Here is a 22123-nt window from a genome sequence, read left to right on the forward strand (position 1 = left end):
CGTGGCCCCGAAGCCGCTCCCGGGTTAGCGTCGCGACACCATGCGTACGTTCCCTGTCGCCGACCCCGGCGATCCCGACATCCGATCGGCGGGCCGATACCTCACCTGGATCGCGGCCCGCAACCGCAGGACGATCGGCATGGGCGTGCTGTGGGCGTCGGTGTGGATGGTCGCCCAGGCGCTGATGCCCGCCGCCATCGGTCGCGCGATCGACGCGATCGAGACCCGGGACCAGGACGGCCTGTTCGCGTGGTCCGGCGTGTTGTTCGGGCTCGCCGTGCTGATCGGGTTCACCGGCATCATGCGCCATCGCAACGCGCTCACGAACTTCCTGGACGGCGCGTTTCGCACGATCCAGCTGGTCACCGCCAAGGCCGCCCGACTCGGTGCGGTGCTGCAGCGCCGGATCGCCTCCGGCGAGGTGGTCGGCATCGGCACCTCGGACGTGGACGGGATCGGCCATCTGCTGGACATCACCGCGCGCGGCTTCGCGTCGGTGATCACGCTCGGTGTGGTCGCGGTGGTGCTGCTGCACATGTCGGTGCCGCTCGGTCTGCTCGTGCTGATCGGCGTACCGCTGCTGATGGGCCTGGTCTCGTTGCTGCTGCGACCGTTGCACCGACGGCAGAACGCCTACCGCGATCTGCAGGCGGCGCTTGCCGACCGGGCCGTGGACATCGCGTCCGGACTGCGGGTGCTGCGCGGGATCGGCGGGGAGCGTACCTTCGGCACCCGCTACCGCCGCGAGTCGCAGGAGCTGCGGGGGGCCGGGGTACGTACCGCCCGGGTCGAATCGTGGTTGGAGGCCGCGCAGTTCCTGGTGCCCGGCTTCTTCGTGGCGTTCGGTACCTGGTTGGCCGCCCGGTTCGCCCTGGACGGCCGATTGACGGTCGGTCAGGTGGTGTCCTTCTACGGCTACGCGGCGTTCCTGGTGGTTCCGCTGTCCACCCTCACCGAGGCCGCCGACCGGGTCGTGCGCGGCCATGTCGCGGCCCGGCGGGTGATTCGGGTGCTCGCCCTGGAACCGGGTGTCACCGAAGTTGCCGAGCCCGCCGCGTGGCCGCCGCCCGGCGATCTGCTGGATCGGCGCTCGGGTCTGCTGGTCCGGCCCGGCACGCTGCTCGGGATCGCCTGCGAGGACCCGCAGGACGCGCCCGCGTTGGCCGATCGACTCGGTCGGTACGAGGACGCCGACGTGCTCTACGGCGAGGTGCCGCTGGCCGAGCTCGCGCTGGCCGACGTGCGCGAGCGGATCCTGGTCGCGCATCACGACGCCGGGCTGTTCGCCGGGCCGCTGCGGCGTGAACTGACGCCTGGGGGCGGGGAGTCGGTCGCTCTCGCGGAGGCGGTGCGGGTGGCCTGCGCGGAGGACGTGATCGACGCGCTGGATGGTGGACTGGACGCCGAGATCGCGGCGCGTGGGCGGGAGTTCTCCGGTGGGCAGGTGCAACGCCTGCGACTGGTACGGGTGTTGGTCGCCGATCCGCAGACGCTCGTGCTGATCGAGCCGACCAGCGCGGTGGACGCGCACACCGAGGCCCGGATCGCGGACCGGCTCGCCGCGCATCGGCGGGGTCGGACCACGGTCGTGGCGACCACGAGTCCGCTGGTGCTGGACACGATGGACGAGGTCGCCTACGTCGCGGACGGGAAGGTCATGGCGGTCGGCTCGCACCGCGAACTGCTGGCCGGGGAACCGGGGTACGCCGCGTTGGTCACCCGGGTCGACGAGGACGAGGGTGCGACCGAGGCCGAGGGCGCGAGCGAGGACGAAACAGCGGACGAAACCGGGGACGAAACCGGGGACGAGTTCGAGAACGAGGAGGCGGCCCGGTGAGTGCGCGGGAGTTGTTGCCGATCGCGCCGGCCGCCGAGGTCGGTCGGCATGCCGTGCGGCTGTTGCGCGAACGGCGTCGCGATCTGGTCCTGACGGTCGGGCTGTACGCGCTCGCGGCGGTGGCCGGGCTGGTCGCCCCCCGGTTGCTCGGGGCGCTGATCGAGGAGGTGCGGGAGGGGGGTTCGAGCGGGACGGTCGACCTGCTCGGCCTCGGCATCGGGGGTGCGCTGCTGCTGCAGGCGCTGATCGTGCGGCAGGCGGCGGTGGCCGCCGCGCGGCTCGGCGAGGGTCTGCTGGCCCAGGTGCGCGAGGAGTTCGTGGACCGGATCCTGAACCTGCCGCTGTCCACGGTCGAGCGGGCCGGCACCGGCGATCTGCTCGGGCGGGCCAACCGCGACGTGGCCGCGATGTCGCGGACCGCGCGGCGGGCGGTGCCGTCCGTCCTGGTGGCCACCGTGACGATCGTGTTCACGTTCGCAGGGCTGCTGTTGCTCAATCCGCTGCTCGTGCTGCCGCTGCTGGTCACGTTGCCGTTGCTGATCCCGTGCACGTACTGGTATCTGCGTCGGGCGCCGGCCGGCTATCTGCGGGAGATCGCGGCGTGGGCACAGGTGACGGACTCGCTCGCGGAGACGGTGGAGGGGTCGCGTACGGTCGAGGCGCTTCGGCTGGCCGAGCGTCGGAAGCGGCGTGGCGACGAGGATGTCGCGGAGGCGTACGCGGCGGAGCGGTACACGTTGTGGCTGCGGACGATCTGGTATCCGTCGATCGACTTCGGCTACGGGCTGCCGGTGGTGGCCACCACGCTGTTCGGCGGGTGGGCCTATCTGCACGGGTGGGCCTCGCTGGGTGAGGTCGCGACGGCGGTGCTGTATGTGCAGCTGATCATCGGGCCGATGGACGAGTTGATGGATCTGCTGGACGAGGTGCAGATCTCCGGCGCGTCGCTGGCCCGACTGCTCGGGGTGGCCGATGTGGCCTCCGATCGCGAACCCACGGACGCTCGGCCGGTGGACGAGACGCTGACGGCGCGTGATGTGCGGTTCGCCTATGCGGGGGGCCGTGAGGTGTTGCACGGGATCGACCTGACGATTCGGCCGGGGGAGCGGATCGCGGTGGTGGGGCCCAGTGGGGCCGGGAAGTCCACGCTGGGGCGGTTGTTGGCCGGGGTCAACGCGCCGACGTCCGGTGAGGTGGCGGTGGGTGGGGTGCCGCTGGTGGGCCTGCCGATGGACGAACTGCGTGGGCGGGTGGCATTGGTGACGCAGGAGCATCACGTCTTTCGGGGCACGTTGCGGGACAACCTGTTGCTGGCGCGTGCGGACGCGTCGGACGAGGCGATACTCGACGCGCTTCGGGCGGTGGACGCGGACTGGGTGGCGGCGTTGCCGTCTGGTGTGGATACCGAAGTGGGGCCCAAGGGCCATGAGTTGACGGCGCCTCAGGCGCAACAGCTGGCGCTGGCACGGTTGGTGCTGGCGGATCCGGACACCCTGGTCCTGGACGAGGCCACGTCGTTGATCGATCCTCGGGCGGCTCGGCATCTGGAGCGGTCGTTGGGGGCGGTGATCTCGGGGCGGACGGTGATTGCGATCGCGCACCGGTTGTATACGGCGCACGATGCGGATCGTGTTGCGGTGGTGGAAGGCGGGCGGATCACCGAGTTGGGGAGTCATCGGGAACTGATTGCGGCGTCCGGTGCGTATGCTGCGCTTTGGCGGTCTTGGCATGGGTGAGCCGGCGGGTTTGGCCTCATGCGCCGGCCGGGCTGTTCGCCTCATGCGCCGGCGGGGCTGATTTTGGCCTCATGCGCCGGCCGGGCTATTTGGCCTCAAGCCCCGGCCGGGCTGAGTGGCCTCAAACGCCGGCCGGGCTATTTGGCCTCAAACGCCGGCCGGGCTGGATTGGTTTGGCTGACCTTGGGTGTTGGTTGCGCTGGGGTGGCCTCAAGCGCCGGCCGGGCTGGATTTGTGCGGCTCACTTTGGGTGTTGGTTGCGCTGGGTTGGCCTCAAACGCCGGCCGGGCTGAGTGGTCTCAAGCGTCGGTCGGGCTGGATGTGTGTGGCTCACCTTGGGTGTTGGCCGGCAGGGTTGCGTGTTGTTGGCGGAGTTGGCGTTTCAGGATTTTGCCGCTTGGGTTTTTGGGCAACGAGTCTGCGATTACTACGTATTTGGGGACTTTGAAGTTTGCCAGGTGGGTGCGGCAGTGGGTGATTGCCTCTTCCTGGGTGATTGAGTGGCCCGGGCGGGGGACTACCACCGCGGTTACGGCTTCTATCCAGTAGGGGTGGGGGATGCCGAAGACCGCGGCTTCCGCGATGGCCGGGTGGGTGTGCAGGGTTTCTTCCACCTCTCGGCTGGCGACGCTTTCGCCGCCGGTGTTGACCATGTCTTTTTTGCGGTCCACGACGGTCAGGTAGCCCTCGGCGTCCAGTACGCCGAGGTCGCCGCTGTGGAACCAGCCGTTGCGGAAGGCTTCGGCGGTGCGGTCCGGGTCGTTCCAGTAGCCGAGCATGGTGTGTGGGCTTCGGTGCACGATCTCGCCGATTTCGCCGGGTGGCAGTGGGGTGTCGGTTTCGTCGACCACGGCGGTTGTCACGTTCAGGCCCGCGCGGCCGGCCGAACCGGCCTTTCGTTCCTGGTCGTCCGGGCCCAGGACGGTGGCCACCGGGGACATCTCGGTCTGGCCGTAGAAGTTGTACAGGCGCAACTCGGGTAGCCGGCGCCGGAGTTCGGCCAGTACTTCGACCGGCATCGCGGCGGCGCCGTAGTAGCCCCTGCGCAGGGAGGACAGGTCGCGGGTGTCGAAGTCCGGGTGGCGCAGCAGCGCGATCCAGATCGTCGGCGGGCAGAAGAGTTTGGTGGCCCGCTCGCGTTCGACGGTGGCAAGGAGCGTGGCCGGGTCGGGGGCGGGGAGGATGATCGAGGTCGCGCCCAGGTAGACGTCGGGCGTCAGGAAGCAGTGCAGTTGTGCGCAGTGGTAGAGCGGTAGGGCGTGGATTTCCACGTCGTCCGCGGTCATCCCGCCGTCGATGATCGCCGTGGTGTATTGGGCGATCAGGTTGCGGCTGGTCATCACCGCGCCCTTGGGGCGGGACTCGGTGCCGGAGGTGTACATGATCTGGACCGGGTCGTCGTCGTCCAGGTCGAGGTCCGGGACGGGTCCGCCCTCGGCGAGCAGTGCGACGAGCGGCTCCCAACCCTCGACGGCCGGCCCCAGCACCACGCGGAGCGCCTCGCGGCCGGCCAACGCGGCGTCGGCGGTGTCGGTCAGGTCGGGGCCGGCCAGTACGGCGGTCGCGCCCGCGTGGTCCAGGACGTAGCCCACCTCGGGCGCGGTGAGCATGAAGTTGACCGGCACCGAGATCGCGCCGAGCCGGGCCAGCGCGAAGTAGGCCACCACGAAGCCGTACGAGTTGCGGGCCAGTACCACCACCCGGTCGCCCTTGCCGATCCCGCGCGTGGCGAGCGCACCCGCGGCGCGTGATGCCGCGTCGTCGAGTTCGGCGTAGCTCTGCCGCACCTCGCCGGCCACGATCGCGAGCCGGTCCGGCCGGCGCGCGGCGGTGCGGGCGAGCAGGTCGGCGATACCGTGCCGGCGGGCCTGTACAGCGGTCACCGATGGCTCCTTGCCTCGTCGAGTGCGCGGAGGCGACATTGTGTCCGGCGCGGACCTTCGGCGGAAGGTGTCTCGCCCGCTGAAATGCGCATGTCGAGCGCCGATTCGGCTGGGTAGGCTTGCCGGTATGACCAGCAGCGAAGCCTCCGCAGTCCTCGACACCGCCCGTCGCGCCCGGGAGGCCGCCGCCGTCCTCGCGCCACTGACCCGCAGGGTCAAGGACGACGCGCTGCTCGCGCTCGCCGACGCGCTGGTGGCCCGTTCGGCGGAGATCGTGCTCGCCAACGCCGAGGACGTCGCCCGGGCCCGGGCCAACGGGACCGGCGAGTCGATGATCGACCGGCTGACCCTGACCGAGGAGCGGATCGCCGCGATCGCCTCGGATGTGCGCGACGTGGTCGGCCTGCCCGATCCGGTCGGCGAGGTGCTGCGCGGTTCGACGTTGCCCAACGGTCTGGAACTGCGTCAGGTGCGGGTGCCGCTGGGCGTGGTCGGGATCATCTACGAGGCCCGCCCCAATGTCACGGTGGACGGCGCCGCGCTGTGTCTGAAGTCGGGCAACGCGGTGTTGCTGCGCGGCTCCTCGTCCGCCTACCGGTCGAACACCGCGATCGTCGCGGTGATGCGCGACGCGATCCGCGCGGCCGGGCTGCCCGCCGACGCGATCCAGCTGGTGCCGGGCGAGACGCACGATTCGGTCAAGGAGCTGATGACCGCGCGCGGTCTGGTCGACGTGCTGATCCCGCGCGGCGGCGCGAGCCTGATCCGCACCGTGGTCGAGGGCTCGACGGTCCCGGTGATCGAGACCGGCGTGGGCAACTGCCACGTCTACGTCGACGCCGAGACGGACCTGGAGATGGCGGTGAACATCCTGGTCAACTCGAAGGCGCACCGGGTCAGCGTGTGCAACTCGGCGGAGACGCTGCTGGTGCACCGGGACGTGGCGGACGCGTTCGTACCGCTGGCGCTGGCCGCGCTCAAGGACGCCGGCGTGACCGTGCACGGCGACGCCGCCGTACAGGCGTTCTCGGCCGACGTGGTACCCGCCGGCGACGCCGACTGGGACACCGAATACCTCTCCTACGACATCGCCGCCGCCGTGGTGCCCTCGCTGCACGACGCGGTCGCGCACATCCGCCGGCACAGCTCCGGGCACACCGAGGCGATCGTCACCACCTCGCAGGCCGCGGCGCGCGAGTTCGTCAGCCTGGTCGACTCGACCGCGGTGATGGTCAACGCCTCGACCCGGTTCACCGACGGCGGCCAGTTCGGCTTCGGCGCCGAGATCGGCATCTCCACCCAGAAGCTGCACGCGCGCGGCCCGATGGGCCTGCCCGAGCTGACCAGTACGAAGTACGTGGTCACCGGCGACGGCCACGTGCGCTCCTGACCCCCGATCGGCGCAGCTTCGAACGACGCGGATCGCCGGTGGTCCCCGGACCGGTGCGAGGAATCGGTATCCATCCGGGTGCCTGCGGTAATACTGTCTAGGAGTGCCCGAATCACCAGGGCCAGAGTTCCCGGACGGCCCAGACTTTCCCGAGTTCTCGGAGGATGAGCTCTCCTCCGTCGTCTTCGACGAGTCGTTCGTGCGCGCGGCCCGCGTGCACGAGCCCTCGGCGAACGAGCGTGGTGCGGCGATCGATCCTGCGCCCACCCCGGCCGCGCCCGAGCGGACCGACAAGAAGGGCGAACCGGCGGATCGTTCCGACTGGTTCGACGACGGGACGTATCCACCCGACGGCGAGGATCCGTGGCGGGCGCGCACCGGGCCCGCGCACGACCCTTCGCCGATGTTGCCGCAGGTGCCGACCTGGTTCGCCGGCGATCCGTGGGCCCGGGCCGCGCGCGGGACGCGGTGGCGGCGCGGGGTGGCGTGGGTGCTGGCTCTGCTGATGGGGGTCGGTGTGGTGGCGATGGCGGTCACCGCGGTCTACCGCAGCGGCTCCTCGCAGGGACCGACCGCCCCCCGGCAGCCGTCGGTGGGTACCGGTCGCACGGCGACGACCGACAACACTCCGCTGCTCGGGCCATTGCCCGGACAGGACACCTCGCAGGTGCGGATCACCGTGGCACCGGGGGACTCCGGCGCGGCGGACGGGTCCGTGCCCACCCCCTCGCAGCCCGCCGCGGCCCGTTCGGGGCCCGGCTGACCAGGCGTCGGGGCTGACGGAGGGCGGTCGGAACCCCTTCCCCGGGTTCATATCCACCCGGTCGCGCGCGACCTAAGCTGGTCCTATGTCCGGACGGGGAGTACCCCCCGAAGGCCCGAACCGGGGCGGGCCCGACGGCGAGGACGAGTTCAGCGCCGTCGTATTCGACGCGACGTTCGTGCGTGCGGCGGGACTGCACGAGCCGTCCGCGCGCGAGCGACTGCACGCGGGCAAGCGGCCGCACCGGCAGCGCCGGGTGTTCGGCGTCCGGTTGCGCACGCTGCGCGCGGTGGTCGGCACGCTGCTCGTACTGGCGGTGATCGGCGGCGCGAGCTATCTGGGCGCCCGCCGGGCCGCGGTGTCCGGACCGCGCGTGGAGGTCGGCCCCGCGGTGCTGCAACGGGTCTCCCTGGTGCCGCCGGTGGGCTACACACCCGGCCCGCTGCCCGCCGATCCGATGTTGGGCGGCCCGGCCGCGGCCTGGGCCCAGGGCGCCGCCGGAATCGGGTTGGCCGAGCGCCGGGCCACCGCGCACTTCTCGGCCACCCAGGTCGGCCAAGCCCTGGACTTGGCCCGCGAGTTCGTGGTGGGCACCCAGCTCGACCCGACCGTGCTCGCGGGCGGTCGGCCGTGGGCCGCGTTGCCGCTGCTGCGCCGTGAGCAGCGTGATCAGCTCGGCGCGGCCCTGGTCGCCCCGCACGACGACGACATCTCGGCGCCGACGGGTTGGCTGACCCGCTTCGATCCGGCGGCGATCAAGGTGCTCGACGTGCCGACCCGGGTGGCCGGCACGGTCGCGGTCGCCGAGCACGCCCGGGACGATCTTGTGGTCACCGCCGACGTGGTGTTCGTGTACGCGGTCGCCCAGGTCGGCGGCCCCGGCTGGACCCGGTTCGTGGTGCACCGCGTGTGGGACTTCCACCTGGACGCGTCGATGGTGCACGACGGCGTGTTGCAGGCCCGGCGGATCCTGACCGTGGCCGCGCCGCAGGGTTGCGACGAGGACACCTCGGTGTGGTTCCGGCCCGCGTTCGCCGGCCCGACGCCGACCGCCCCGCCGCCGGCGGCCGAGCAGGTGGATCCGTTCCGCTCGGCCCCGGCCGGGACGTGCGGCCGACTGGCCGGGACGCCGTGACGGGCCCGGGGGTTTGCCGATAAGCCCTACTCGCCGCCCGTACCGTTGCCCGTCGTCGGGGTCGCGCCCGGTTCGTCGCGGCGGCCGGTGAACTTGTCGCGCAGCTTGCCGCCCGCGTCCACCGCGCCGTCGGCGAGGTCGCGGAGCAGGCCGAACAGGGGGTCCGTGGTGGTGCGTACCGACTCGCGGTAGGCGTTCGCGGACGCCTTCGCCTCCTCGCGCACCGAGGCGTTCGGGTCGTCCTCGCGGCGCGGGTACTCGCCGGCCACGATCCGCGCGTACTCGTCGCCGTCCGCCCACTTGCGCAGTTCGGCGACCCGGACCACGGGGAACGGGTGCGCCCGGCCGAGCAGGTTCATCAACTTGAGCACGCTGTCCCGCAGATCGCCCGCGCCCTCGTACTCGGCGGCCTGCTCCAGGAACGCGTCGGTGCTCATCTCGTGCAGTTGCGAGCCGCCCGCGACCTTCATCAGCGCGCGCATCGACACCTCGGGGTCCTGCCCCACCAGCAGGCCCGCCCGGTCGCAGGACAGCTCCGACTTGCGGAACCACTCCTGCAGCGCGGTGATGATCGCGTGCACGCCCAGCGAGCCCAGCGGGATCCCGGACACCAGCGAGGCGAACCGGGTCAGGATCAGCAACATCGTGCGGTAGACGGCGTGCCCGGACAGGATGTGTCCGGTCTCGTGCCCGATCACGGTGCGCATCTCGTCGTCGTCGAGCAGGTCGACCAGACCGGAGCTGACCACGATGAACGGCCGGTCCATGCCGATCGCCATCGCGCTCGGCTGCGGGTCCTGGACGACGTAGAGCTCGGGCACGGTCGGCAGGTCCAGGATGTACGCGGACTCGCGGACCATCTCGTGCAGTCGGCGGAACTGCTGCTCGCCGGCGCGGACCGAACCCGCCAGAAAGGCGAGTCGCATCGCCCGTTCGGACACCATGCCCGACATCTGTTTGAGTACGACGTCGAATCCGCTGAGCCGACGCATCGCCACGAGCGCGGTGCGGTCGGCGGGGTGTTCGTAGGCCCGGGAGGAGATCCCGGGGAAGCGCCTGCGCCCCTCGAAGGGCCCGATCGGGTTGTCGTCCGGCATGGTGTGCCCCCTGGCTTCGAGCAATCTGCCCCCACACTAGGCGCGTCGAGCCCTCCCGGCAGCGACTCCTCCCCGGAACCTGGCCGCGCGCCGCGGGGTCCGCGCCCGTACGATGTCGTGCGCACACGCCGGGAAAAACTACGCAAGGGCTGACCACGGATGACCGAGCACGCGACGACCGTCCTCACCACGCTGGCCAGTGGAAGCGGCAAGCACGACAACCTGTACCCGCTGGGCGCCGGCATCGGGGTGCTGGGCACGCTGCTCATCCTGCTGTTCCTGGTGACCCGCTTCAACAAGGACCGCTGAGCGCACGGGCTCGGCCGGGATTCGGCCGTCGGGGTGGAGTTCGTTCGGTGCCCGCGCGCCCGAGCGGATGGGCATCGACACGCCACCGTTCGGGGTAGATAGGGCGATAAGCGTGGTTTTGCTGGTCTGCTGATTCGGTGAACCACATGGTGCGTCGTCGCGGGCGCTGGGCCGTTGCGCTCGTGTTGGTTGCCTCCGTGGTCGGGTGTGGGGGCGGCGGGTCGGGGCCGCCGGTGCTCAACTGGTATGTGCCGCCGGACAACGGGGCCTATCAGAAGCTGGCCGAGCGGTGTGGCCGGGCGTCCGGCGGTGCCTATCGGGTCAAGGTGTCGGTGCTGCCCACCGACGCGTCCGGGCAGCGGGAGCAACTGGTCCGGCGACTGGCCGCCAAGGACTCCTCGATCGACGTGATGGCGCTCGACCCGGTCTACGTACCGGAGTTCGCCGAGGCGGGCTTTCTGCGGCCGTTCGGGGCGGCCGAGGCCGCCGCGCTCACCGAGGGCATGCTGAGCAGCGCCGTGGAGTCGGCGGGGTGGCGCAATCGACTGGTCGCCGCGCCGTTTCGGGCCAACACGCAACTCCTTTGGTATCGCAAGTCGGTGGCCGCCGCGGCCGGGCTCGACCCGAGCCGGCCGGTCAGCTGGGACGACGTGATCGGCGCCGCCGAGAGGACGCACAAGACGGTCGCGGTGCCCGCCAAGCGCTACGAGGGCCTCACCGTCTGGGTCAACGGACTGGTCACCGGCACCGGCGGGGCGATCGTGCGGGACGTGGAGAAGGGCGTCGACCTCAAGCCCGCGCTGCAGGAGGGTGGTTCGGGCAAGCGGGCGGCCGAGGTCATGCGCCGGCTCGGCCGCTCGTCCGCCGCGCCGGCCAACCTGGCCACCTCGATCGAGGACGACACCCGGACCACGTTCCAGTCCGGCGCCGGCGGCTTCATGGTCAATTGGACCTACGCGCGCGGCGCCGCGGCCGAGGCGGTCGCCGCCGGGCAACTCTCCCGCGAGGTGCTCGACGACTACGGCTGGGCGCGCTATCCGCAGACCGACGCCGGCCGGGCCTCCAAGCCGCCGTTCGGCGGGATCGCCCTCGGCGTCAGCAAGTACGGCAGGCACAGCGCGGCGGCGGTGAGCGCGGTGCGCTGCGCGGGCACGCTGGAGAACCAGATCACCTACATGCTGGAGTCGAAGGAGACCACGGCCAAGGCCGCCGCCTACGACGACCCGCGCGTGCGCGCGGCGCTGCCGATGGCGGATCTGATCAAGGAGTCCCTCGACCAGGCCGGGCCACGCCCGCGGACGCCCTACTACAACGACGTCTCCGCGTCGGTACAGCGGTTCTACCACCCGCCGGCGGACGTCGATCCGAACACCGCGCCGCGCAAGACCGACGACCTGATCACCGGGGTCCTGCACGACAAGGTGCTGCTGTGAGTACGGCGGCGGCGACCGAAGCGGCGCCTCGCTCGCCTCGGCACCGGAGGCCGCGGCGGCAGCGCGACCACGCGCAACGGATGCGCCGCACCGGCTGGTTGTTGTCCGCGCCGGCGGTGGCGATCATGCTCCTGGTGGCGATCGCGCCGTTGGTCGACGCGGGTTGGCTCTCGCTCTTCCACAAGCGGCTGACCACGCCGGAGGCGAACTCGTTCGCGGGGCTGTCCAACTACTGGGTGGTGCTCAAGGATCCGCTGTGGTGGACCGACGTGTGGACCACACTGGCACTGACCGTGTTCACCGTCTCGATCGAGTTCGTGATCGGCCTCGGGCTCGCCCAGCTGATGCAGCGCGCCCTGCACCTGCGGCGCACGCTGCGCACGATCGTACTGATCCCGTACGGCATCGTCACCGTCGTCTCCGCCTACGCCTGGCGCTACGCGTTCGACCCGTCCACGGGCTTCGTCAACGACTGGCTGGGCACCGACATCGCGTGGTTCGACCATCGTTGGTCGGCGCTGTTCGTGATCGCGCTGTCGGAGATCTGGAAGACCACCCCGTTCATGTCGTTGCTGCTGCTCGGCGGGCTGATCCAGGTCTCCCCGGATGTACACGAGGCCGCGCGGGTGGACGGCGCGGGACCCTGGCAGCGGCTGACCCGGGTCACCCTGCCGATCATGAAGCAGGCGATCCTGGTCGCGATGTTGTTCCGGACGATGGACGCGTTCCGGATCTTCGACTCGGTGTTCGTGATGACCGGGGGCGCGAACAATACCGAGACGGTGTCGTTCCTGGCCTATCGGCAGTTGGTCAGCCGCACCGCGCTCGGCCTCGGCTCGGCGATCTCGGTGCTGCTGTTCGCGTGCGTGTTGTTGATCGCGTTCCTGTTCATCAAGCTCTTCCGGACCGATGTGAGCAAGCTCGGGAGCCCCGCGTGAGTCAGCCGAGCCCGGCCCGCGAGGGCGCCCGTGTGCTGATCAGCGTGGTGGTGATCGCGATCACCGTGCTGCCGCTGGCCTGGATGGTGTCGTTGTCGTTCAAGCGCGGCGACGACATCAACAACGCGAAGTTTTTGCCCAGCAGCTGGAGCTGGGACAACTATCGGACCGTCTTTCGGAACAACCTGTTCACCGACGCGCTGCGCAACTCGATCGGCATCTCGCTGATCGCCACGGTGATCGCGGTCGCGTGCGCGACCGGCACCGCGTACGCCATCGTCCGGATGGAGTTCCCGGGCAAGCGGCTGATCCTGCTCGGCGCGCTGGCGATCGCGATGTTCCCGACCATCGCGGTGGTCGGACCGCTGTTCGACATGTGGCGCCGCATCGGTCTGTTCGACACCTGGATCGGGCTGATCCTGCCGTATCTGTCGTTCACGATGCCGCTGTCGATCTGGACGCTGACCTCGTTCTTCAAACAGATTCCGTGGGCCCTGGAGGACGCCGCGCGGATCGACGGCGCGTCCGGGTGGCAGGCGTTTCGCTACGTGATCGCGCCGATGGCGGTGCCGGCCGTGGTGACCACGGCGATCCTGGTGTTCTTCTTCGCCTGGAACGACTTCGTCTTCTCGGTGTCGCTCACCTCGACCAACAACTCCCGTACGGTGCCCGCCGCGTTGGCCTTCTTCACCGGCGCCTCGCAGTTCCAGCAGCCCACCGCGGCGATCGCCGCGGCGTCCGTGGTGGTGAGCATCCCGGTGGTCCTGTTGGTGCTGGTTTTCCAGAAGCGGATCGTCGCGGGGATCACCTCCGGCGCGGTCAAGGAGTAGGGACCGATAGATTCTCGCGCCATGAGCGAGCGGAACAGACGTGTCGGTGTCATGGGCGGCACCTTCGATCCCATCCACCACGGACACCTCGTCGCCGCGAGCGAGGTGGCGGGCCAGTTCGGGCTCGACGAGGTGGTGTTCGTACCGACCGGGGACCCGTGGCAGAAGACCGGGCAGGAGGTTTCCTCGCCCGAGGACCGCTACCTGATGACGGTGATCGCCACCGCGTCCAACCCGACCTTCTCGGTGAGCCGGGTGGACATCGACCGCGCGGGCGAGACGTACACCCTCGACACGCTGCGCGACCTGCGCGAGTCCTCGCCCGAGGGGACCGAAATATTCTTCATCACCGGCGCCGACGCGCTCTCCCAGATCTTCTCCTGGCACAACGCGCACGAGATGTTCGAGCTCGCGCATTTCGTGGGTTGCACCCGTCCGGGGCACACTCTGTCCGACCCGGGTTTCCCGGACGGCGGCGTGAGCCTGGTGGAGGTCCCCGCACTGGCCATCTCGTCGACCGACATCCGTGCAAGGGTGGCCGGGGGCGATCCGGTCTGGTACCTGGTGCCGGACGGGGTCGTCCAATACATCAGCAAGCGGGGGCTGTACCGGGGAGCTTCGTGAGCAACGACGACCGGCGCGACTGGGGGCCTTACGGCACCGAGCGAGGGGACGGCGGGCAGGGGCGGGAGCCTTACGGCAGCACGCCGGGCGACGGTGCGCCGGGGCCGGGGGCCGAACCCGGGGCTTACGGGCAGGCGCAGGGCGGCTACGGGCAGCCGGGATCGGCTGGGCAGGCGCAGTCGTACGGGCAGGTGCCGGGGCAACAATCGGGGCAGCCGGGATACGGGCCGGAGGGGCTCGATCCGGTGAGTTTCGCTCCGCAGCAGTACACGTACGACCCGAACACGTACGACCCGAACGCCTATGACCCGAATGCGTACGACCCGAATGCGTACGACCCCAACGCCTACGCTCCGGGCGGGTACGACCACAACGCCTACCAGTCCGGGAGTTACCCGACCGGCGGGTACGACCAGGGTGGGTACGACCAGGGGGGCGTCGCCGGGACGGGCACCGGCGGATACGACCCGACGGCCTATCCCGGCGAGGTTTACCCACAGTCGGGGCCGGGCGGTCCGGGCCCGGCGTACGGCGGTTCGGCCGGCTACCCCGATCCGCAGCAGGGGCAGGTGGGTTACCACCCGCAGGAGCCCGGCTCCTACTACGAGCCGCCCGCGACGCAGGTCGTGCCGCCGGTGGTGCCGGCGAGTCGGTCCGAGGCCGGGACCGGGACCGCGGTGCCGCTCGCGGCGGCCGGGACGGATCCGGCCTCGATCGGGGTCGCGGCGGGGTCGACTCCGGTGCGGCCGGTGCAGCCGACGCGTTCGCGATCGGAGGGGCGTGGTACCGGGTCGTCGACCCCGCCGCCGGCTCCCGCGTCGGGCGAGGACGGGCGGGTGCCGCAGCCGCGGAAGCGGCGGCCGGGGCCGGCTCGACCGGGCAAGGCGGGTTACGGCTCGGACGAGTTCGCCTTCGTCGACGACGAGAGCGAGCAGGCAGAGGACGTCATCGACTGGCTGTCCTTCGCCGAGACCCGGTCCGAGCGCCGGGACGAGAAGCGCCGGGCGATCCGGACGAAGGTGATCGCCCTCGCGGTGGTGCTCGCGGTCGCGCTGCTCGGCGTCGGCGGCTACTTCGCGTGGGACCTCTGGCTGCGCGACGAGAAGACGGTCGCGGCACCCGGGAAGAACGGCGCGGTGCTCGTGCAACTGCGGGCCAAGGACGGCCGGGCCACCGCCAACGCGCTGCTCACCGTCGACCCGGCCAAGCACACCGCGTCGATGGTCAGCGTGTCCTCGGTCACCATCGTCAACTCCGCCAACAGCTCTTTCCCGCTGGGCCAGTTGATGGCCGAGGAGGGCCCCGGCGCGTCCCGGGACGCGCTGTCCGATCTGCTCGGCGTCAAGCTGGACGGCTCGTGGGTGGTCTCCGAGCCGGTCCTGCAGGGGCTCGTCGACCTGGCCGGCGGCATCCAGCTGAATGCCGACGTCGAGGTCAAGGGACCGGACGGCAAGGTCCTGGTCGGGCAGGGCCGCAATCCCGCGAACGGCGTCGCGGCGTTGGCCTTCGCCAACCACAAGCAGCCGAACGAGTCGCCGACGGTGGTCGGGGACCGGTTCGGCCGGGTCCTCCAGGGCCTGCTGACCGCGTTCCCGACCCAACCGGACGCGATCCTGTCGCTGCTCGCCAACATGGCCAACCTGCCGGACCCCTCGCTGCCGGACGACAAGCTGAGCAAGCTCCTGGCGAACCTGGCCAAGGCCACCCAGGGCAAGCAATTGCAGGTCCGGGCACTGCCGGTGTCCCCGGAGGGCATCCTGGACACGGCCGCGGCCGTGCCGATCGTGCGCGAGCTGCTCGGCGGCACGGTGAAGCAGGGCCGGGTCGAGACGGGCCCGGCGCGGGTGATGGTGGAGGACGCGAGCGGCAAGGCCGGTGCCCAGGAGGACGCGCACGCGAAGCTCCTGAACGCGGGCGTCACGTACGTCCCGGGCGGTGCCGCGGGCAAGCGCGCGCAACCGGCGTCGACCGTGCAGTACGCGAACGACGCCCGGAAGTCGGACGCCGAGCAGGTGGCGCTGACCCTGCGGCTGCCGGCCGGCTCGGCGAAGAAGGCCGCCGGGGAGATGCTCGCCGACGTGGTGGTCACGCTCGGGCAGGACTACCAGTACGAGCCGATCAAGTCGTAGGTCACGGCGGGCCACCCCCGTCCCGGTCCGCCGGGGGTGGCCCGGACGCGGAAATATCGGGTGGCCGGCGGATGCCCCGTGTGTGAGACCCTGAACGGTAATCCCCTTGTCGTCCGCAGGAAGCGAATCGTGACCGCAACCCCCCACGCCCTGGAGCTCGCCACCGCGGCTGCCGTGGCATGTGCAGAGAAGCTCGCCACCGATGTCGTCGCCTACGACGTGAGCGAGGTGATCACGATCACCGACGTGTTCGTGCTCGCCTCCGCGTCCAACGACCGCCAGGTCAAGGCCATCATGGACGAGGTCGAGGAAGCGTTGCGCGGGCTCGGCGCCAAGCCGGTCCGGCGCGAGGGCGAGCGCGAAGGGCGCTGGATCCTCCTCGACTACATCGACATCGTGGTGCACGTCCAGCACGCCGAGGAGCGGGCCTACTACTCGCTCGAGAAGTTGTGGAAGGACTGCCCGCGGATCGAGCTGCCCGAATCGGTGCTGCTCGGCAACGAGCAGGCCAAGGCCGCGGAGGCGGCGGAGGGCGCGCTCTGAGCGGGAAGGGGCGCCGTGTCCTGCTGTGGCGGCACGGCCAGACCACGTGGAACGTCGAGCGGCGCTTCCAGGGCCAGACCGACATCCCGCTGACCGAGGCGGGCCTGGCCCAGGCCCGGCGCTCGGCCCGGCTGCTCGCGGCCCTGCGGCCGGACACGATCGTCTCCTCGGACCTGATCCGGGCGGTGGACACGGCGGCCGAACTGGCGCGCCTCGTCGACGTGCCGGTGGTTATCGACCCGGCCCTGCGCGAGACGTACGCGGGGGATTGGCAGGGGCTGACCAACCGCGAGATCGAGGAGACCTTCCCCGAGCAGTTCGCCGCGTGGCGCCGAGGCGAGCCGGTCCGGCGCGGTGGCGGCGAGCTGGAGAGCGAGGTCGCCGACCGGATGGCGGCGGCGATCGAACTCGCGGTGGAGAAGTTGCCCGACGACGGCACCCTCGTGGTGGTCTCGCACGGCGGCGCGATCCGCTGTGGCCTGGGCGCGCTGCTTGACCTGCCCCGGGAGACGTGGGGCGCGCTCGGCGCGCTGTCCAACTGCTGCTGGTCGGTGCTTGGACCGGGAGCGCGCGGTTGGCGACTGCTCGAACACAACGCGGGGACGTTGCCGGAACCGGTCATCGGGGACGACGACTGACGGTGCTCGGTGCGGGGCGGGTCGGCGTGGACCGCGACGATCCCGGAGTCAGGGAGTTTCCCTGGCTTCGGGATCGTTTTTTTCGGTCGACGTGCGGTACAGCTCCTCGAGGTCGGTGAGCATGCCGGCGGCGAGGTCGCGTTCGGCCTGCCAGTAGCGCTCGCTCCACTTGAGTACCAGGGCCGGGAACGGCCAGCGGTCCTGCGCGGAGTCCTCGCTCGCGCGTACCTCCGCCAACGTGGTCGCCGCGAAGTCGCGGTGCTCGGCCACGGCCTTGCGCAGTTCGTCCGGCTCGCTGAGGTGGCCGAGCCAGACCCGGAGCGCGACGCCGTGCTTGAGTACGGGCGGCCCGGCCGGCGTGTCCCGGGCCCAGCGGGCCAACGCCGCCTGGCCGGAGTCGGTGATGCGGTACAGCCGCTTGTTGCGGAGTTCGTCCTGGGAGGCGATCCGCGAGACGGCGAAGCCGAGGTGCTCCAGGCGCTTGAGCTCGCTGTAGATCTGACTGAGCGCCGGGCTCCAGTAGAAGAAGCGCAGCGACGCGTCGGCCCACTTCTTGAGGTCGTAGCCGGAGCGCTCGCCCGGGAACGACAACAGGCCCAGCACGGCCCACGCGGTCGCGGGCAGCTTCGGGAGCGGATCCCCCGTCATCGTGACCTCCATCGCTGCGTTGCGCTGTTGTTGCGGGCTCGACCGACTTTTTCTGATTCTACGTCAGTCGCTCTTGACCTGACTGGTCGTCATATATCTAATTGGAGTATTCCACGCCCCGCGCACCAGGAGTACGGCATGCAGTTCTCGATGATCTTCGAAGCCCAGATGGCCGATCCCACGGCGGAGCACGAGCGTGAGGTCATCCTCGACTCCGTGGAGCAGGCCGTATACGCGGAGCGGATGGGCTTCGACCGGATCTGGGCCGTCGAGCACCACTCGACCAAGTGGTATTCGCACATGAGCGCCCCGGAGATCTTCCTGACCTGGGTGGCCGCGCGGACCAGCCGGATCCGGATCGCGCACGGCGCGGTGTGCATGCCGTTCAACTTCAACCACCCCGCCCGGGTCGCCGAGCGGATCGGCATGCTCGACACACTCTCCGGCGGCCGGCTCGACGTGGGCGCGGCGCGCGGCGGCACGCTCCAGGAGTCGACGCTGTGCGGGGTGGACATCGAGCAGACCAAGGCCCAGGTCGAGGAGGCGCTGCGGATCATCGGCGCGGCGTGGCAGCGCGACGAGCTGGAATGGCACGGCGACGTGCTCGACATCGAGGGCTCGCATCCGATCCTGCCGCGCCCGGTACAGACGCCGCATCCGCCGCTGTTCCTGGCCTGCAGCAAGCAGCCGAGCCTGATCGAGGCGGCCGACTACGGGGTCGGCGCGCTGGTGCTGGGCTTCGCGGGGCCGGAGGAGGTGGCCAACCTCAACCGGATCTACCGGGACGCGATCAAGGAACGCACCGGCGAGCGGTTCGTGTCCACGGTGACCAACGATCACCTGGTCGCGCTCTGCCCGACGATCGTGTCCGAGGACGGGGCCAGGGCCCGCCAGGTCGGGGCGCGTGGCCAACGTTTCTTCGCGCAGTCGATCGCGCACTGGTTCTCCGGCGGGAAGTCCGGCATCCCGGACGAGGCCGTGGTCGAGGGCCGGGACGAGGTCGCGATCATCACGGAGGCCGCGGAACAGCAGGTCGCGATGCTGCACGAGGCGAAGATCCCGGTGACGGTGAATGCGACGGCGACGTACAACATCGACCACGCGTACGGGACGGCCGAGGACGCGATCGGGTACGTGCAAAAGCTGATCGACGCGGGCGCGGACGAGATCATGTGCCTGATCCAGATGGGGACGGTTCCGCAGCAGGACTGCATGGAGACCATCCGGATCTGGGGCGAGCAGGTGATTCCGCACTTCCGGGCGAAGTACGGGGCCTGAGCGGCGCGTTGCATCGAGGCTTCGTTCGGGGCGGCGGCGTTCAAGCGCTGATCGTTGCGGACGGGGGTGGCACGGTCGGACCCGGTGCGGAGGACTGGGTCCGGCCCGCTGCTGCCTTGTTGGGCGGCTTCGCCGCCGGCTCGCGAGATACCGCTTTTTTGCTCCTCCGCTTCGCTCCTCCGCAAAAAAGCGGCACCTCGCTCGGGACGGCGTGTCCCTCCGCTTCGCTCCGGGCCACACCGTCCGAACTTGCGGCTCCGCCGCTCTCCGCGCTTCGCGCGTCGATCACTTGGGGTGGCCGGGGGCGTGGGCGCTGACGCGCCAGGGGTGGGCGTGCGGGGTGGGGGTGCGGGGTGGGGGTGGGTCGTGGTTGGTCCGGGTCGGATTGTGGAGGTGGTTGGTGTGGTGGATCTGCGAGGCAAGGTGGCGGTTGTCACCGGGGCGGCTCGGGGGCAGGGGGAGGCCGAGGCTCGGTTGTTGGCGTCGGCGGGGGCTCGGGTCGTGCTGACCGATCTGCTCGTGGACGAAGGGGCCCGGGTGGCCGCGGAGATCGGGGCGGCGGCGCGGTTCGTGCGGCACGACGTGTCGAGCGCGGCGGACTGGGCGACGGTGGTCGAGGTGGCCGTGGCGGAGTTCGGGGGCGTGGACGTGCTCGTGAACAACGCGGGCATCCTGTGGACCAGGCCGATCCTGGAGGAGACCGCGGAGGGGCTGGATCGCATCCTCAAGGTGAATCTGTTCGGGACCTTCCACGGGATTCAGGCGGTGGCGCCGCTGATGCGGGAGAGCGGTGGCGGGTCGATCGTGAACATCTCGTCGGTGGCGGGGCTCCAGGGGATCCCGGGGCACGCGGCCTACGGGTCGTCGAAGTGGGCGATTCGCGGGTTGACCAAGACGGCGGCACTCGAGCTCGGGGAGTACGGGATCCGGGTCAACTCGGTGCATCCCGGTGCCGTGGATACGGCGATGATCGGCAATCGATTCGCGCGCGGGGCGGGCAACTTCCCGACCGTGCCGCTGCGGCGGGTCGGGGAGCCGGCGGACGTCGGCGAGCTGGTGGTGTTTCTCGCATCGGACGCGTCCTCGTGGATCACCGGGACCGAGTTCGTGATCGACGGCGGGTCGATGGCGGGCATCGTGCCGCCGGTACAGGGGTAACGGCCGCGCGTCGCAGAGTCGCAGAGTTCCAGTCGCAGAGTCGAAGGGTCGGAAGATCGACAGGCAACCGGTCGGTTGATCGGCGATTTGCTTAGTTGTACTATGCAAACGCGAGCCGAGAAGTCGGCAGGCACAGATCGAAGGAATGCATCATGGCTGAACTCCAGGGCCCCAACCTGACCGACAAGGTCGTCATCGTCACCGGTGGCGCCCGCGGTCTGGGCGCCGCCGCGGCCAAGCAGATCGTCGACGGCGGCGGCCGGGTGGTGATCACCGACCTGTTGGACGAGGGTGCCGAAACGGCCGCCGCGCTGGGTACGAACGCGCGCTTCCACAAGCACGACGTGACCGACGAGGCGCAGTGGCGAACCGTCGTGGACTTCGCCGTCGCCGAGTTCGGCCGGCTCGACGGCCTGGTCAACAACGCCGGCGTGTCCACCGGGGCGATGTTCGACACCGAGACGCTCGAACACTTCGAGTTCGTGATCAAGGTCAACCTCACCGGCGTCTGGCTGGGCATGCAGGCGGTCATCCCGCGCCTGAAGGCGGGCGGTGGGGGATCGATCGTCAACATCTCCTCTGCGGCCGGACTGATGGGGCTCGCGATGACCGGCTCCTACGGTGCGTCCAAGTGGGCCGTGCGCGGGATGAGCAAGGTCGCCGCGGTCGAGCTGGGCCCGGCGCGGATCCGGGTCAACTCGGTGCACCCCGGCATGGTCTACACGCCGATGACCTCGTCCGTCGGCATCCGGCAGGGTGAGGGCAACTACCCGAACACGCCGATGGGGCGGGTCGGCGAACCGAGCGAGATCGGCTCGGCCGTCGCGTACCTGCTCTCCGACGCCGCGTCCTACGTGACCGGCGCGGAGCTGGCCGTGGACGGTGGCTGGACCACCGGTCCGACCGTCAAGTACGTGATGGGCGGTTGAGCGTGGTTGCCGTTTCGGGTGTCGTGTTCGGGTTCGTCGATTCGGAAGGGGTGGTCGGCCATGGCTGAGCTGACCGGCAAGGTGGCGATCATCACCGGCGCCGCGCGTGGGCAGGGGGCGGCCGAGGCTCGGCTGTTCGTGGCCGCCGGTGCGAAGGTGGTGCTCACCGATCTGTTGGTGGAGGAGGGTGCGCGGGTGGCCGCCGAGCTCGGCGACGCCGCGCGCTTCGTGCGCCACGACGTGTCCGATCCGGCGGACTGGGCCGCCGTGGCGGCCACCGCGGTCGAGGTGTTCGGTGGGCTGGACATCCTGGTCAACAATGCCGCGATCTACTGGACGAAGGGCTTCGCGGACGAGAGCGCCGAGCGCATGGAGCGGATCCTCCGGGTCAACTTCTTCGGCGTCTGGCACGGGATGCAGGCCGTATTGCCTGCGATGAAGGCCCGCGGTGGTGGGTCGATCGTCAATATCTCGTCCCAGGCCGGCCTGGAGGGCATGCCCGGACACGCGGCCTACGGGGCGACCAAGTGGGCCGTACGCGGCCTCTCCAAGACGGTCGCGCTCGAGGTCGGGGAGCACGGGATACGGGTCAACTCGGTACACCCGGGCACGATCGACACGCCGATGATCGCCTCGGTCGGCCTCAAGCCGGGCGCGGGCGGGTTCCCCTCCGTCCCGCTGCGCCGGATCGCCGCGCCGGAGGAGGTGGCCGAGGTGGTCGCCTTCGTCGCCTCGGACGCGGCGTCCTATCTGACCGGCACCGAGCTGGTCGTGGACGGCGGCGCGATGGCCGGGATGACTCGGCCGGCCGGCGCCTTCTGAGCC

20 protein-coding genes are annotated in these 22123 nt (G+C 70.5%); 17 read left to right on the forward strand and 3 right to left on the reverse strand.

Annotated features, from left to right (window positions below; genetic code table 11):
• Positions 1-40 precede the first annotated feature (40 nt).
• Both ABIA38_RS00260 and ABIA38_RS00265 read left to right on the forward strand, forming a co-directional pair.
• Positions 41-1837, forward strand: coding sequence for an ABC transporter transmembrane domain-containing protein (locus ABIA38_RS00260; protein WP_424636268.1), 1797 nt, complete (start codon positions 41-43; stop codon positions 1835-1837).
• Positions 1834-3573, forward strand: coding sequence for an ABC transporter ATP-binding protein (locus tag ABIA38_RS00265; protein ID WP_424636269.1), 1740 nt, complete (start codon positions 1834-1836; stop codon positions 3571-3573). Before ABIA38_RS00260 ends, ABIA38_RS00265 begins: the two co-directional genes overlap by 4 nt.
• Before the next feature lie 299 nt (positions 3574-3872).
• Here the strand turns inward: ABIA38_RS00265 and ABIA38_RS00270 are convergent, their stop codons facing one another.
• Positions 3873-5495 (reverse strand): fatty acyl-CoA synthetase, encoded by a 1623-nt coding sequence (locus ABIA38_RS00270; RefSeq protein WP_424636270.1) that lies wholly within the window; start codon positions 5493-5495, stop codon positions 3873-3875.
• A gap of 70 nt (positions 5496-5565) precedes the next feature.
• Here ABIA38_RS00270 and ABIA38_RS00275 point away from each other — a divergent pair, with 70 nt between their 5' ends.
• The 3 genes from ABIA38_RS00275 (at position 5566) to ABIA38_RS00285 (ending at position 8744) form a co-directional block, all read left to right on the forward strand.
• Positions 5566-6846 (forward strand): glutamate-5-semialdehyde dehydrogenase, encoded by a 1281-nt coding sequence (locus ABIA38_RS00275; protein ID WP_424636741.1) that lies wholly within the window; start codon positions 5566-5568, stop codon positions 6844-6846.
• Positions 6847-6949: 103 nt separating this feature from the next.
• Entirely contained in the window at positions 6950-7609 is a 660-nt protein-coding gene (locus ABIA38_RS00280) for a hypothetical protein (protein ID WP_424636271.1), read from the forward strand.
• Positions 7610-7694: 85 nt separating this feature from the next.
• Positions 7695-8744, forward strand: a complete 1050-nt coding sequence (locus ABIA38_RS00285; RefSeq protein WP_424636272.1) for a hypothetical protein — start codon at positions 7695-7697, stop codon at positions 8742-8744.
• A 26-nt stretch (positions 8745-8770) separates the two neighbouring features.
• Here ABIA38_RS00285 and ABIA38_RS00290 read toward each other — a convergent pair whose 3' ends face one another.
• Entirely contained in the window at positions 8771-9841 is a 1071-nt protein-coding gene (locus ABIA38_RS00290) for a M48 family metallopeptidase (RefSeq protein WP_424636273.1), read from the reverse strand.
• 159 nt (positions 9842-10000) lie between these two features.
• On the opposite strand from ABIA38_RS00290, the gene ABIA38_RS00295 reads away from it, so the two are divergent.
• The 8 genes from ABIA38_RS00295 to ABIA38_RS00330 all read left to right on the forward strand — a co-directional run bounded on the left by ABIA38_RS00295 (position 10001) and on the right by ABIA38_RS00330 (position 17285).
• Positions 10001-10150 (forward strand): hypothetical protein, encoded by a 150-nt coding sequence (locus tag ABIA38_RS00295; protein ID WP_424636274.1) that lies wholly within the window; start codon positions 10001-10003, stop codon positions 10148-10150.
• A 146-nt stretch (positions 10151-10296) separates the two neighbouring features.
• Positions 10297-11583 (forward strand): extracellular solute-binding protein, encoded by a 1287-nt coding sequence (locus ABIA38_RS00300; protein WP_424636275.1) that lies wholly within the window; start codon positions 10297-10299, stop codon positions 11581-11583.
• 80 nt (positions 11584-11663) lie between these two features.
• Positions 11664-12521, forward strand: a complete 858-nt coding sequence (locus ABIA38_RS00305; RefSeq protein WP_424636276.1) for a carbohydrate ABC transporter permease — start codon at positions 11664-11666, stop codon at positions 12519-12521.
• On the forward strand, positions 12518-13351 hold the full coding sequence (locus ABIA38_RS00310) for a carbohydrate ABC transporter permease (protein ID WP_424636277.1): 834 nt from the start codon (positions 12518-12520) through the stop codon (positions 13349-13351). Before ABIA38_RS00305 ends, ABIA38_RS00310 begins: the two co-directional genes overlap by 4 nt.
• Positions 13352-13372: 21 nt before the next feature.
• Positions 13373-13975 carry a nicotinate-nucleotide adenylyltransferase gene (gene nadD / locus ABIA38_RS00315; RefSeq protein ID WP_424636278.1) on the forward strand — a complete coding sequence of 201 codons (603 nt, stop codon included), beginning with the start codon at positions 13373-13375 and terminating at the stop codon, positions 13973-13975.
• A complete protein-coding gene (locus ABIA38_RS00320) occupies positions 13972-16104 on the forward strand; it encodes a LytR C-terminal domain-containing protein (protein WP_424636279.1) in 2133 nt (710 codons plus the stop codon). The genes nadD and ABIA38_RS00320 overlap by 4 nt, the downstream gene beginning before the upstream one ends.
• A 129-nt stretch (positions 16105-16233) precedes the next feature.
• Positions 16234-16647, forward strand: a complete 414-nt coding sequence (rsfS, locus tag ABIA38_RS00325; RefSeq protein WP_424636280.1) for a ribosome silencing factor — start codon at positions 16234-16236, stop codon at positions 16645-16647.
• Positions 16644-17285: a histidine phosphatase family protein gene (locus ABIA38_RS00330; protein WP_424636742.1), complete on the forward strand. Its 642-nt coding sequence runs from the start codon at positions 16644-16646 to the stop codon at positions 17283-17285. Before rsfS ends, ABIA38_RS00330 begins: the two co-directional genes overlap by 4 nt.
• Before the next feature lie 48 nt (positions 17286-17333).
• Here ABIA38_RS00330 and ABIA38_RS00335 read toward each other — a convergent pair whose 3' ends face one another.
• Positions 17334-17933, reverse strand: a complete 600-nt coding sequence (locus tag ABIA38_RS00335; RefSeq protein ID WP_424636281.1) for a PadR family transcriptional regulator — start codon at positions 17931-17933, stop codon at positions 17334-17336.
• A 138-nt stretch (positions 17934-18071) separates the two neighbouring features.
• Between ABIA38_RS00335 and ABIA38_RS00340 the strand changes: the two genes are divergently transcribed.
• The 4 genes from ABIA38_RS00340 (at position 18072) to ABIA38_RS00355 (ending at position 22120) form a co-directional block, all read left to right on the forward strand.
• Positions 18072-19211, forward strand: coding sequence for an LLM class flavin-dependent oxidoreductase (locus ABIA38_RS00340; protein ID WP_424636282.1), 1140 nt, complete (start codon positions 18072-18074; stop codon positions 19209-19211).
• 402 nt (positions 19212-19613) lie between these two features.
• Entirely contained in the window at positions 19614-20369 is a 756-nt protein-coding gene (locus tag ABIA38_RS00345; protein WP_424636283.1) for a glucose 1-dehydrogenase, read from the forward strand.
• A 152-nt stretch (positions 20370-20521) separates the two neighbouring features.
• A complete protein-coding gene (locus ABIA38_RS00350) occupies positions 20522-21298 on the forward strand; it encodes a glucose 1-dehydrogenase (protein ID WP_424636284.1) in 777 nt (258 codons plus the stop codon).
• A gap of 60 nt (positions 21299-21358) precedes the next feature.
• Entirely contained in the window at positions 21359-22120 is a 762-nt protein-coding gene (locus ABIA38_RS00355) for an SDR family NAD(P)-dependent oxidoreductase (protein WP_424636285.1), read from the forward strand.
• Positions 22121-22123: the final 3 nt, after the last annotated feature.

Source organism: Embleya sp. AB8 (assembly GCF_049739465.1).
In the GTDB taxonomy this organism is placed as follows: Bacteria; Actinomycetota; Actinomycetes; order Streptomycetales; family Streptomycetaceae; genus Embleya.

What these genes read in the sequence shown, in the direction of transcription:
- ABIA38_RS00260 (WP_424636268.1), top strand. Translation starts at nt 41, where the DNA reads ATGCGTACGTTCCCTGTCGCCGACCCCGGCGATCCCGACATCCGATCG.
- ABIA38_RS00270 (WP_424636270.1), bottom strand. Translation starts at nt 5,495, where the DNA reads ATGTCGCCTCCGCGCACTCGACGAGGCAAGGAGCCATCGGTGACCGCT.
- ABIA38_RS00285 (WP_424636272.1), top strand. Translation starts at nt 7,695, where the DNA reads ATGTCCGGACGGGGAGTACCCCCCGAAGGCCCGAACCGGGGCGGGCCC.
- ABIA38_RS00290 (WP_424636273.1), bottom strand. Translation starts at nt 9,841, where the DNA reads ATGCCGGACGACAACCCGATCGGGCCCTTCGAGGGGCGCAGGCGCTTC.
- ABIA38_RS00295 (WP_424636274.1), top strand. Translation starts at nt 10,001, where the DNA reads ATGACCGAGCACGCGACGACCGTCCTCACCACGCTGGCCAGTGGAAGC.
- ABIA38_RS00300 (WP_424636275.1), top strand. Translation starts at nt 10,297, where the DNA reads ATGGTGCGTCGTCGCGGGCGCTGGGCCGTTGCGCTCGTGTTGGTTGCC.
- ABIA38_RS00305 (WP_424636276.1), top strand. Translation starts at nt 11,664, where the DNA reads ATGCGCCGCACCGGCTGGTTGTTGTCCGCGCCGGCGGTGGCGATCATG.
- nadD (WP_424636278.1), top strand. Translation starts at nt 13,373, where the DNA reads ATGAGCGAGCGGAACAGACGTGTCGGTGTCATGGGCGGCACCTTCGAT.
- ABIA38_RS00335 (WP_424636281.1), bottom strand. Translation starts at nt 17,933, where the DNA reads ATGACGGGGGATCCGCTCCCGAAGCTGCCCGCGACCGCGTGGGCCGTG.
- ABIA38_RS00340 (WP_424636282.1), top strand. Translation starts at nt 18,072, where the DNA reads ATGCAGTTCTCGATGATCTTCGAAGCCCAGATGGCCGATCCCACGGCG.
- ABIA38_RS00350 (WP_424636284.1), top strand. Translation starts at nt 20,522, where the DNA reads ATGGCTGAACTCCAGGGCCCCAACCTGACCGACAAGGTCGTCATCGTC.
- ABIA38_RS00355 (WP_424636285.1), top strand. Translation starts at nt 21,359, where the DNA reads ATGGCTGAGCTGACCGGCAAGGTGGCGATCATCACCGGCGCCGCGCGT.